Here is a 12,433-nt window from a genome sequence, read left to right on the forward strand (position 1 = left end):
GGTCGTTCAGTCGCGCCCCAGCGCCGCCGTCAACTGCTCCGCCCACGTCCCGACCACTTGCGCGCGTCTACGCGAGTCGTCCGACAACGTTCCAGCGAGGCCGAGCCCGCGCGCGAGGTCGAGCGTGGCCTGAACGAGCCGGTGCGCATTCGGGTTGGTCCCGTCAGGGTCTATCCCGGCGAGCGTCATCGCGTGCGCGGCGCGCGCGAACTTCGCTTCCAGCGGGAGGATCCGTTCACGGAGTGCGCCGTCGGATGCGGCGGCAGCCCACACCTGTAGCGCCGCACGGAAGTTCGGCCCCACATAGATGTCGACAGCGCGTTCGACCACATACCTGATCCGCTCATGGCCCGGCGGAAAGTCCTCTCCCGGCTCCGATGCGGCGAGAGTCGTCAGATCTGTGAACATCTGTTCCAGGGCCGCCGTGATCAGCGCTTCCCGCGTCGGAAAGTGATGCTGTGCCGCTCCCCGTGAGACGCCAGCCTCCTCGGCGACGCGGGCGACTGTCGCGGCAGCCCAACCATGGTCGGCGAGAATATCGACGACCGACGCCAGCAGACGCTCCCGGGTGATCCGCGAACGGTCTTGCTGAGGTTCACGCGACGGCGAGTTCACGATGCGCTCGCATCCCACGACGGCTTCCGCCTGGACAGGAATGCCGTCATACCCTCACGTGCGTCGGCGGAGGCGAACAATGCAGCAGACTCCGCGGCGCGTGTCTGCGCGCCCGCGCGGAACTCGGCGAGAATTCCGGCCGTGGTCAAGGCCTTCGACGCGGCCAGACCCTGCGGCGACGCCTTACGGATGCCCGCACAGATGCTGTCGAGTTCGGCGTCGAGATCATCGACCGAACTGAGCGCACGGGACACGACACCGAGTTCCTCGGCCTCGCCGGGGGTAAACGCCTCACCGGTCAAGAAGTAGCGGCCGGACGCGCGTGCCGACATCTTCGGCAGCAGGACCAGAGAGATCATCGACGGCGCGAGCCCCAGCCGCGACTCGGTGAGCGCGAACGTCGCTTTCGGGCCGGCGAGCGCGATATCGGCAGCGCCGAGCAGGCCGAACCCGCCCGCACGAACATGCCCGTTTGCGACGGCGACCACCGGCTTCGGCGCCTCCAACATCGTCCCCATCAGTTCGATCATCGCCCGTGTGCCTTCCGCCGTCGCCTCCGCCGGGGACAGTCCACGTCCGAGGGCTTCCTTCAGGTCGCCGCCCGCGCAGAACGTTCCACCCGTATGCGTCAACACCACCGCGCGGACCGCGTCATCGGACGCCGCGCCCACCAATGCCGCCTGCAACTGCGCCACCAAGACTGCACTCAACGCGTTCCGGTTGTCTGGAGAGTCCAGCGTGATCGTCGCGACAGCGGCGGCAACGTCGGTGCGTACGAGAGCCTCAGTCATGGGCGTCCTTGGGTAGTGGGGTAGCTGCATCGTCCGGTCGAAATCCCCACCGGCTGAGCGAGCGGAGTCGAGATCAGAACTCAGTATGACTTCGGCAAGCCCAGACTCGTCTGGGCGACGAAGTTCAAGATCATCTCGCGACTCACCGGAGCGATACGGGTCAGGCGCGACAACGGGACCATCGCAGCCACCCCGTATTCGACGGTGAGACCGTTGCCGCCGAGCGTCTGCACCGCCTGGTCGACGGTCTTCACACAGGCTTCGCCCGCCGCATACTTGGCCATGTTGGCCGGTTCGGCTGCGCCCCAGTCGTCGCCGTTGTCGTACAGAGTCGCAGCCTTCTGCATCATCAACTTGGCCATCTCAAGTTCGATCTTGCACTGGGCGAGCGGATGCGCGATCGCCTGGTGGGCACCGATCGGGGCCTTCCACACGGTGCGATCGTTCGCGTAGGCGACGGCCTTCGCCAACGCGAAACGCCCCATGCCGACGGCCGACGCCGACGCCATGATCCGCTCCGGGTTCAGACCCGCGAACAACTGGCTCAACGCGGCGTCCTCCGACCCGATGAGTGCGTCAGCTGGCAGCCGGACCTCGTCGAGGAACAGCGTGAACTGCTTCTCCGGGTTCTTCAAATCCATGTCGATGATGGTGGAACTGAAACCAGGCGCGTCGGTCGGCACGATGAACAGAGCGGGCTTGAGGCGACCGGTCTTAGAGTCCTCGGTCCGCGACACGATCAGCACGGCCTGCGCCTGGTCCACACCTGAGATGAAGACCTTCTGTCCGTTCAAAATCCACTCGTCGCCGTCCCGGCGGGCCGAGGTCGTGATGTTGTGCGAGTTCGATCCGGCATCAGGTTCGGTGATGCCGAACGCCATCGTGATGGTGCCGTCCGCGAGACCCGGGATCCACTGCTGCTTCTGCTCGTCGGTACCGAACTTGGCGATGATATTGCCGCAGATCGCGGGCGACACGACAAGCATCAATAAACCGGTGCCTGCTGCCGCGATCTCCTCCATCACAATCGACAGCTCATACATGCCTGCCCCGCCGCCGCCGTACTCTTCGGGCAGGTTGACGCCGATGAAGCCGAGTTCGCCTGCTTCACGCCACATCTCGTCGGTCTTGCGATCGTGTTCGGCGCAGTCAAGGAAATACTGCTGGCCGTACTTGTTCGCGAGTGCCCGGACGGCTTCGCGCAATGCGGTGCGCTCGTCGGTTTCGATGAAAGTCATGGGGTTCCTGTTCATTGCTGTGAGTATGTTGCGGTCGCGACTCCGCTCAAGCGGCGAAGCGACCTAGTCAGATTCGGCGATGACGGCAAGGACGTCGCCGACGGAGAGCTGCCGTCCAGGCTCTACCGCCAGCACGGACACCACACCGTCCGACGGAGCGCTGATCGTGTGCTCCATCTTCATGGCTTCTAGCCACAACAGCGGCTGACCCGCAGTGACGACATCACCTTCGGCCACCGCGACCCGAATGACCGACCCCGGCATCGGGGCCAGCAGGGAACCGGGTCGGGCCTGAGCCGCCGGATCGAGGTAGCGCGGAACACGCGCCAACGCGACGGACGCACCCGGCCAGTCGACGTTCACCGTCTCCGCACCCGATGCCCCATCAGTACTGACCGACACCAAATAGCGGCGGGTCACACCCCCAGTCGCGATGACGACCTCGGCGGGCGACACCGATACGACCGTCGATTCCGGGAGGTCGGGCAGTTCGACAGTCGACCTGCCGAACCGATACCGCGCGACGATCTCCTCCCCGTCTGCTGTGCCCCCGTTCACTGTGTCCCGGCCGACCGTGTACGTCCTCACCTGGTGGCCGGACGGGATGTTGCGCCAACCGGACGGCAGCGAACCGAGCCTGCGCGCCGTCGACCGGTTGGTCGCCGACTGCGCGAGGGCCGCCGCGACCGCCGCGACACGGACGTCGACAGGCGACGCCAAAGGTGTCGACAGGACGTCGAGTCCGACGGTGTCGAAGAAGCCGGTGTCGGTGTCCCCGGACAAGAACGTCTCGTCGCGCAAGGTGTTCACGAGCATGTCGCGGTTGGTGACGACGCCATGGATTTTCGCGTCGCTCAATGCGCGGGCCAGCATCGCGGCGGCGCGATCGCGGGTCGGCCCCCACGAGATGACCTTCGCGAGCATCGGGTCATAGAACGTGGAGATCTCGCTGCCGTCGGCGATCCCCGAGTCCACGCGCACACCCGGCCCCGACAACAGTTCGAAGCGCGCCGAAGCAGGCAGGTCGAACGTCGTGACGGTGCCCGACTGCGGCTGCCAGTCGTTCGCCGGGTCCTCCGCATACAGGCGGACCTCGATCGAATGACCAGCGGCGACCGGCTCCTGTTCGGGAAGCGCCTCACCTTCGGCGACACGGATCTGCCACGCGACCAGATCGGTGCCGGTGGTCAACTCGGTAACCGGATGCTCCACTTGAAGGCGCGTGTTGGTCTCCAAAAAGAAGAACTTCCCATTCGACCCGCTCGCTGCGCTCCCGGCTGCGACTCCACTCGACCCGCTCGCTGCGCTCCCGGCGTCGGCTAGAAACTCCACCGTCCCGGCACCGCGGTACCCAATCGAGGCCACGGCCAGCCGAGCCGCCGCGTACAGACGTTCCCGCAGATCCGAGCCGATCCGTTCGACGAGCGGAGCCGGAGCCTCCTCAATCACCTTCTGGTGGCGACGCTGGATGGAGCATTCCCGTTCGCCGACCGCCCACACGGTTCCGTGGTCGTCAGCCATGACCTGGACTTCGATGTGGTGACCGCGTTCGATGTAGGGCTCGCAGAACACGGTCGGATCACCGAACGCCGACTCAGCTTCACGACGCGCCGCCGCGACGGCGTCGGCCAGCTCCGAGAGTTCACGAACAATCCGCATACCACGGCCGCCACCACCGGCCGACGCCTTGATGAGCAGCGGAAGATCCGATTCGGTTACTGCGTCAGGGTCGATGTCAGTGAGGACTGGGACACCGGCGGACGCCATCAGAGCTTTGGCGTTGACCTTCGAGCCCATCGCCGTGATCGCGGCGGCAGGCGGACCGATCCACACCAGACCGGCGTCGACGACTGCCTGCGCGAACTCGGCGTTCTCCGAGAGGAATCCGTAACCGGGATGGATGGCGTCGGCCCCCGAAACGTGCGCGGCGGCGATGATCTTGTCCGGTCGCAGGTACGTCTGCGCCGACGTCGAACCAGGAAGGGCGACAGCCGAATCGGCCATGCGCACGTGCGGTGCGTCAGCGTCCGGGTCGGAGTAGACGGCGACCGTGCGCAACCCCATCGCCCGGCAGGTCGTGAACACTCGGCACGCGATCTCGCCACGGTTGGCGACGAGCACGGAGGTGATGGTCTGTGTCATGAAGTTCTCCCTCACATCCGAAAGACGCCGAAGTTGCTGGTGCCCTCGATCGGGGCCGTCGCAATCGCGGACAGGGTCTGACCGAGGACCGTTCGGGTGTCGCGCGGGTCGATGACCCCGTCGTCGTAGAGCATCCCGGAAAGGAACGTCGGCACTGATTCGATCTCGATCTGGGCTTCGATCATGGCCCGCATCCCGGCGTCTGCTTCCTCATCGACGACGCCGCCACGAGCTTCGGTGGCGGCCCTCGACACGATCGAGATGACTCCGGCGAGTTGCTGCGCGCCCATCACCGCACTCTTGGCGCTCGGCCACGCGAACAGGAACCGCGGATCGTAGGCGCGACCGCACATGCCGTAATGGCCTGCACCGTAGCTGGCGCCCATCAGGATCGAGATGTGCGGGACGCTCGAGTTCGACACCGCGTTAATCATCATCGCGCCGTGTTTGATGATGCCGCCCTGCTCGTACTCCTTGCCGACCATATAGCCGGTCGTGTTGTGCAGAAACAACAACGGCGTGTCGCTGCGGTTGGCGAGCTGAATGAACTGGGTCGCCTTCTGGGCCTCCTGAGAGAACAACACGCCTTGCGCGTTGGCGAGGATTCCGACCGGATATCCGTGCACGGTAGCCCACCCCGTGCACAACGAATTCCCATACTCGGGTTTGAACTCGTCGAAGTCGCTGCCGTCGACGAGACGTGCGATCACCTCGCGCGGATCGAACGGGACCTTCAAATCGCCGGGCACGATGCCGAGCAGATCCTCGGCGTCGTACAACGGTTCGGCGACCGAGACCGGCTCAGGCCCCCGCTTACGCCAGTTAAGGCGGGCCACGATGCGTCGGCCAATGCGCAGTGCGTCTTGTTCGTCCGCGGCGAGGTAGTCGCTAAGACCGGACACACGGGCGTGCATTTGCGCACCGCCGAGCTCCTCGTCGTCACTCACCTCACCGGTGGCCATCTTGACCAGCGGTGGACCGCCGAGGAACACCTTCGACTGATCTTCGATCATCACGACGTGGTCGCTCATGCCGGGAACGTACGCGCCGCCCGCCGTCGAATTGCCGAATACGATCGCGATCGTGGGGATACCCGCCGCGGAAAGTCGAGTCAGGTCGCGGAAGAGTCGTCCGCCCGGGACGAACACTTCCTTCTGGGTGGGGAGATCGGCACCGCCCGACTCGACCAACGAGATCATCGGAAGCCGGTTGGCGAACGCAATGTCGTTGGCGCGCAGAATCTTGCGCAACGTCCACGGGTTCGACGTGCCGCCTTTGACCGTCGGGTCGTTCGCAACCAGCATGCATTCGACGCCGTGGACGACGCCGATGCCGACGACGACCGACGCACCGACGGCGAACTGAGAGCCGTGCGCGGCGAGCGCGCACAACTCGAGGAACGGCGAGTCCTCGTCGATCAGCAGCTCGATGCGCTCGCGTGCGGTCATCTTGCCGCGCTTGCGGTGCCGTTCCACATACTTCTCGCCGCCGCCGAGGAGGACTTTGCGGAATTCGACGTCCAGATCGGCGAGTTTCGCGTTCATAGTCTCGACGTTCGCGACGAAGTCGTCGGCTCCCGTGTCGATTCGGGACTTCAGAACTGTCATGACTGGTACCCCAATCGTTTCGCTGCCAGGCCGGTGAGGATTTCAGTGGTCCCGCCGCCGATGCCGAGAATCCGCATATCGCGGTATTGGCGTTCCACCTCTGCCTCGCGCATGTACCCCATGCCGCCGAAGAGTTGGACGGCTTTATTCGCCACCCACTCCCCCGTCTCGACCGCGGTGTTCTTGGCGAAGCAGACCTCAGCGATCAGGTCGTCGTCCGATTGCACCCGCCGTTCAACGACCGCCCGTGTGTACGTGCGGGCGACGTCGATGCGGCGAGCCATTTCGGTGACCGAGTCCTGCACCGACTGCCGGGAGATGAGCGGCTTCCCGAACGTCTCGCGGTCGCGAACCCAATCGAGGGTGAGTTCGAGGCAGCGCTGAGCACTCGCGTACGCCTGCACCGCGAGAGCTGCCCGCTCAGTGACGAAGGCCTGCGCGATCTGTGCGAATCCAGAGTTCTCTGGACCCACGAGGTTCCCCAGCGGCACCCGTGCGTCGACGAACGACAACTCGGCGGTGTCGGACGAACGCCACCCCATCTTGTCGAGTTTGCGCGCCACCTCGAAGCCGGGGGTGCCCTTCTCGACGACGAGAAGCGAAACGCCCGCCGCGCCTCGCCCACCCGTACGGACCGCGGTGACCACGAAGTCGGCACGGACGGCTGAGGTGATGAACGTCTTGGCGCCATTGACGACATAGTGCTCGCCGTCCCTGCGAGCCGTCGTCTTCAGATGTCCGACGTCGCTACCACCGCTCGGCTCGGTGATGGCGAGGCTGCCGATCATCCGGCCTTCGAGTGTCGGCCGCACCCACCTATCGATCTGCGCCGGGTCGCCTGCCCGCACGAGATGCGGCAGCGCGATGCCATTGGTGAACAATGAGGCGAACACACCGCCCGCGCCGCCCCGATAGTGGAATTCCTCGCCGAGGATCGTCCCGTCGATGAGGTCACCGCCCGATCCGCCGACTTCCTCAGCGACACCGAGCCCGAACAGGCCTAGTTCGGCGGCCGCGAGGTGCACTTCACGCGGGATCAGTCCGGTCTCCTCCCATTCATCCTGGTGACCGATGATGTGGCGTTGCATGAATCCGGCGACACTCGCACGCAGCGCGAGACGTTCAGGACTGTCCCACAGAGAACTGGGGATGGGCACGTCGTACTCCTTAAGTTGGGCAGGGGTTCATTGCCCGCGGGCGAGGCGGAAGCGGCTCAGCGCGCGAACTCTTCGGGGACGTCTACGACCCGCGACCGCAGCCACTCCCCGAGCCCCTTAGCTTGCGGATCGAAGCGGACGTTCTCAGCGACACCGCGTCCGAGCACGCCTTCGATGACGAAGTTGAGCGCCTTCAGGTGCGGCAGCCGATAGCGATGGACCGCCAGATCGGCGACCTCCGGCAACAGTTCCTTCAACCTGTCGACGGTCAGCGTCTGGTCGAGCCAGGCGAACTCCGATCCACCCTTCGTCCAGACACCGACATTGGCGCTGCCGCCCTTGTCACCGCTTCGCGCGCCTGCGATCTCGCCGAGTGGCGCACGCCGGGTGGGACCCCAGTCGTCGACCGGACCTGAGTCGGGGACGCTGTGATCACGTATGGGTTCAGCTCGCAGCGGCGACGGTTCGATCAGAACCGACACGCCGTCAGGCTGGTTGACCCGATGTTCGACGAGACCGGCGTCGACGTAACCGGGCTCAAACACGCCGTACGGCCCGCCGTTTCCGGGAGGAGACGTCATAGTGAAGCCGGGGAAACTCGCGAGGGCCAATTCGACGGCGGTCGCGCTGAACGGTCGACCGACCACCTTCGGGTCCCGATCGCGCGCGACGCACCGCAGCACCGCGCTCGCCTGTTCCTGCGTGTCTGCGTCGGCCCGGTCGAGTCGAGACAACTCCCAAGTGAGTTCCGCAGGTCGGCTGGGCAGCGCGGCTTCGAACTGTTTCTGAAAAAGCGCGGCCTTCGCTTCGACGTCGAGGCCGGTGAGCACGACGTCGACTTCGTTGCGGACACCGGCGAGGTGGTTCAGCGACACCTTGAGATCTTTCGGCGGGGCTTCGCCACACACACCGGTGATCGCGACACGGTCGGGTCCGACCTGCGCGAGTTCGATTGTGTCGAGCAGCGCCGTCGCATCCGGGTTGTAGTAGCGCGGCCCCTGCACCTCGTACAAGAGCTGCGCAGTCACCGTACCGACACTGACGGCGCCACCGGTGCCGTCGTGCTTGGTGATGATCGACGATCCGTCGGCGGCGACCTCGGCGATCGGGAAACCGAGCGGTCTATCCATGGGAATCTCGGAGAAGAATGAGTAATTGCCGCCGGTCGCCTGCGTTCCGCACTCGATGACGTGCCCCGCGACGACTGCCCCGGCGATCGCGTCGAGGTCGTCGTAGCCCCAACCGAAGGCCGCGGCAGCGGCTCCGACGGTCAGCGACGCGTCGGTGACACGGCCGGTGACGACGACATCGGCTCCGCGATCGAGCGCGGCCTTGATGCCGAACCCGCCGAGGTACGCGTTAGCCGTGATCGGTGTGCCGAGGCCGAGTTCGGCCGCCCGCGGCGCGAGGTCGTCGCCGTTCACGAATCCGATGTCGGCGTTGACACCGAGCCGCTGGGCGAGATCGCGCAGCGCGACGGCAAGCCCGTGTGGGTTGAGACCGCCCGCGTTGACCACGACCTGCACGTTCTTGTCGAGAGCGAGGCCCAGGCTCGTCTCCATCTGCCGCAGAAATGTCTTGGCGTACCCACGAGAAGGATCCTTCATGCGGTCCTTGCCGAGGATCAGCATGGTCAGTTCGGCGAGGTAGTCGCCGGTCAGATAGTCGAGTTCCCCACCGTCGAGCATCTCGTGGACGGCAGTGAGCCGATCGCCGTAAAAGCCGGACGCGTTGCCGATTCGCACGGGACCGGATGTCGATATCGGGTCGGAGGCCAATTCAGTGTCCTTCCTGCGAGGGTTCCCGCCCGGGTCCGGGCGGGCCTGCGAAGCATTGCGCGATTGACGCCCACTCAGCCGCGTCGTCACCGACGAACTCCAGGTCGAGGTCGGCGGACGCACGTCGTTGAGTGACGAGTTCGGCGAAGTGCAGAGCCGGCCCGCGCACGATGTTCGACGCGTCCGGCGGTCCCCACGTCCAGATCTGCCCGCCGGGCGCGGTCACTTCAAAGCGGAACGGCGCGGTCGGCGGGGTGCGACCGTTCACCAGATAGGCGAAATCCCTTGTGCGGACGCCAATGTGGGCCACGTTGCGGAGCCGATCGGTCGGCTCGGCGACGACGTCGAGCGCGTCGGCGACATCGAGTCCGTGTGCCCAGGTCTCCATGATCCGCGCGGTCATCATCGATGTCGCCGACATCGGTGGCCCGAACCACGGAAGCTTGGCGCCGTCTGGCACTGCGGCGAGCGCATCGACCAGTCTGCTCCGTGTCTCACGCCAGTCGACGAGGAGGTCGGCGGGTACCCGCGCCGCCTCGATCTGAGCGGCGGTGTCGACGAAGCCCGCCGGGTCCGCCGTGCCGACGGCCAGCACGGCCGCGGAGAACTCGTTCGGGTCCGTGGCGGCGATCAGCGACACCCGGTCGGTCCAGAGGACGTGGCCGATCTGGTGCGCGATGGTCCAGCCCGGCGCGGGTGTGGGCCGTGACCACTGCTCATCGCTCAGGTCCGCCACGAGGGCGTCGAGGGCGTCGTATTCGGCGCGCAGATCGTCGACGATGCTCATGCGATGAGCGTCACACACCAACACAAAATAATCAAGCGTGACTGATTGTTTTCAAGGCATTCGCAGGCACCCGAACCACCGCGACCCAGCTCACACCCACCTCTCCTGCTACACAGATCGGTATGAGTGTGGATCCCACCGACCCGTTCATCGCCTTCGCAGTCGGGCGAGATACCGGCTTCGACACGACGGTGATGCACCAGGCGCTCGGCGCCCGTGTCACCGACCACCGCGGACTCATCGACCTGCCCGCCCTCGCTGTACTGTTCGACGACCTCGGTGGATTCCGGTTCTTCATCGAGGACCCGTCCGCGACGTCGTTACAGTCCCGGCTGACCATGGCGATGCTTGACCGCCCGAATGTCGACGAGCACCTGCAGGCCACCGCCGATCTGCGCATGTCGTCGCCTGGCTACGGGACGACGACCGTAGAAATCACCGGCGACAGCGGCCGCATCCTCTGCTCGGGCCTTGCCCGCAACGTCCGCGTCGGACGCGCGGCGAGCGAACATCCCGACTTGTACCTCGCTGTACCGCAGGCCCCGAACGACGTGCCGACCATCGGCGCGCCACCTGCAGACCTCACCGGCCGTGAAGTGATCGACACGATCCGGCGGGGCGCCCCGATCGGACCGATCGCCACGATGCTCGGCGGATCGATCTCCGCCGCGGACGACGATGGCCTCACCTACACGACCGAGACGGCAGCGTGGATGGGCAATATGATGGGCACGATGCACGGTGGCGTCATCGGCGCGGTCGTCGCCCAAGGATGCTCCTTCGGCGCACAGCTTTACACGGGCCCCGGACAGCGGTACCAGGTGGTCGACTTCACCGTCGCCTTCCTGCGATCCCCCGCCGTCGACGGGCGCCGCATCCACACGCGTGTCAGCCCGGTCAAGCTAGGACGACGGCTCTCCGTCTTCGACGCCGACTTGCGTGACGAGGACGGCACACTGCTCGCGCACGCGACGGCGGACGTGCGCTTTGACGTGTGACGGCCGCAAGCTGCGACACCGTCGCTGAGGCGAACATCTCGACGCCAGAGGCGTCACATGACGGTCAACGGGAGACTCCGTGACGGGCCTCGGTCGGCGAAGCTGAACGAGGTTCCCGCAGAGAATCGGACTATCGCTACCTCGCCGGATTCGCGCTGGGGTTCGCCGCGACCGATCCGAACCACCGTCTCGACCGGCCCGCCGAATGACGCGCCGACCACCCACGTTGGGTCGACAGCAGTCGCGGCGGACTGCAGGGCGCCGAGGCGCCCGTCGGCGAGCAGACGCAGCCAGCCTCCGTCGACCAGAGCATCGGAATCGGCAGGGATATGGACGTCGACGTGCTCGTCGTCAACCGCCTCCGCGTAAAACCCCGTGTACTGCCTCGGGCCGAACACCGGATTCAGGTTCAGCACCTCGGCGAGAGTCTCTGCATCCGAACGGTTCTCGAAGACGGTTGCGCGCACACGTTCAGAGGCGATGCCCGCGATCCCGATGAGCTGCTTGTCGAGGATGTCGTCGGCAGCGGCGTCATCCACGCGGCGTCGGACCGAGTCGAGGAATCCCAACGCCAGCAGTTGATGTTGGAGGATCACCTCCTCCACGATGCGCCGCAACGCGGACGCCGACCACTCGGCGAAGTTCAGGTCCGCGACGAGCGGCCCCCGGTAGTCCACCAGCCCGTCCGCAGCGTCGGCGTCGATCGGGCTGAGCTCGACCGTCGCGGCTCGGCGGACCAGCATCGGCTTGGTCTCCTCTGGCAACGGCAGTTCCTCGCGGTCGGGTTCGATCGTCACCGCCCACTCGCAGTGCGGTGCGCGATCGACCGGCACGCGCGGCGGACGATGCACCGGCCGGATCCGTGCGCGGCGATTCGTCGCGATGGCGGTGGCGTCGAACGTCGGATCCTCGATCGTGTGGCACATCGCGGTGACGTAGTCCTCGCCCATCGGCTCCACGTCGAGTAGCGCTCCGCAGTGGTCGAGCACGAACGAACCGTGGTAGGCGTCGTCGACGCGGTACCGGAAGTCCATGAACTGGGGCGGGGCCCCGATGTCGAGCTGCAGGCATTTGAACATATCGACGACGCCGTCGCCGTCGATGCCGAGCGCAGCACGCATCCGGCCCGTATACACCGGGCTCGCCGCCATCCACTCCTCGATCGCGACCTGCGCCATCCCGTCCCGGCCGAACGCCGAGATCAGATGCGCCATTCCGCTTCGGTCGATCAACTGCCCGGTCAATAACAACTCCGGTACCAGTCTCGCCAGCTGATCGCCGGTCAGCCGATCGAAGGCGGTCTTGGGGTCGGTCGTCATG

10 protein-coding genes are annotated in these 12,433 nt (G+C 65.9%); 1 reads left to right on the top strand and 9 read right to left on the bottom strand.

Annotated elements, in window-relative coordinates; genetic code table 11:
* Positions 1–6: 6 nt before the first annotated feature.
* The 8 genes from MP11Mi_RS03375 to MP11Mi_RS03410 form a co-directional block, all read right to left on the bottom strand.
* The gene (locus MP11Mi_RS03375; protein WP_420040907.1) at positions 7–615 is read right to left on the bottom strand and encodes a TetR/AcrR family transcriptional regulator; all 609 of its coding nucleotides are present in this window, start codon (positions 613–615) and stop codon (positions 7–9) included.
* A complete protein-coding gene (locus tag MP11Mi_RS03380) occupies positions 612–1,406 on the bottom strand; it encodes an enoyl-CoA hydratase family protein (protein ID WP_420040908.1) in 795 nt (264 codons plus the stop codon). The genes MP11Mi_RS03375 and MP11Mi_RS03380 overlap by 4 nt, the downstream gene beginning before the upstream one ends.
* An 80-nt stretch (positions 1,407–1,486) precedes the next feature.
* Positions 1,487–2,644, bottom strand: coding sequence for an acyl-CoA dehydrogenase family protein (locus MP11Mi_RS03385; RefSeq protein ID WP_420040909.1), 1,158 nt, complete (start codon positions 2,642–2,644; stop codon positions 1,487–1,489).
* 63 nt (positions 2,645–2,707) lie between these two features.
* On the bottom strand, positions 2,708–4,786 hold the full coding sequence (locus MP11Mi_RS03390; RefSeq protein WP_420040910.1) for an ATP-binding protein: 2,079 nt from the start codon (positions 4,784–4,786) through the stop codon (positions 2,708–2,710).
* A gap of 11 nt (positions 4,787–4,797) precedes the next feature.
* Positions 4,798–6,393, bottom strand: coding sequence for an acyl-CoA carboxylase subunit beta (locus tag MP11Mi_RS03395; protein ID WP_420040911.1), 1,596 nt, complete (start codon positions 6,391–6,393; stop codon positions 4,798–4,800).
* A complete protein-coding gene (locus MP11Mi_RS03400; protein ID WP_420040912.1) occupies positions 6,390–7,550 on the bottom strand; it encodes an acyl-CoA dehydrogenase family protein in 1,161 nt (386 codons plus the stop codon). The genes MP11Mi_RS03395 and MP11Mi_RS03400 overlap by 4 nt, the downstream gene beginning before the upstream one ends.
* Before the next feature lie 56 nt (positions 7,551–7,606).
* Entirely contained in the window at positions 7,607–9,295 is a 1,689-nt protein-coding gene (locus MP11Mi_RS03405) for an acyclic terpene utilization AtuA family protein (RefSeq protein ID WP_420040913.1), read from the bottom strand.
* Positions 9,296–9,329: 34 nt separating this feature from the next.
* Positions 9,330–10,115: a TIGR03084 family metal-binding protein gene (locus MP11Mi_RS03410; RefSeq protein ID WP_420040914.1), complete on the bottom strand. Its 786-nt coding sequence runs from the start codon at positions 10,113–10,115 to the stop codon at positions 9,330–9,332.
* Positions 10,116–10,237: 122 nt separating this feature from the next.
* Here MP11Mi_RS03410 and MP11Mi_RS03415 point away from each other — a divergent pair, with 122 nt between their 5' ends.
* On the top strand, positions 10,238–11,113 hold the full coding sequence (locus MP11Mi_RS03415) for a PaaI family thioesterase (RefSeq protein WP_420040915.1): 876 nt from the start codon (positions 10,238–10,240) through the stop codon (positions 11,111–11,113).
* Positions 11,114–11,166: 53 nt separating this feature from the next.
* Here the strand turns inward: MP11Mi_RS03415 and MP11Mi_RS03420 are convergent, their stop codons facing one another.
* Entirely contained in the window at positions 11,167–12,432 is a 1,266-nt protein-coding gene (locus tag MP11Mi_RS03420) for a hypothetical protein (protein ID WP_420040916.1), read from the bottom strand.
* Position 12,433: the final 1 nt, after the last annotated feature.

The sequence above is a fragment of the Gordonia abscondita genome (assembly GCF_032711245.1).
In the GTDB taxonomy this organism is placed as follows: domain Bacteria; phylum Actinomycetota; class Actinomycetes; order Mycobacteriales; family Mycobacteriaceae; genus Gordonia.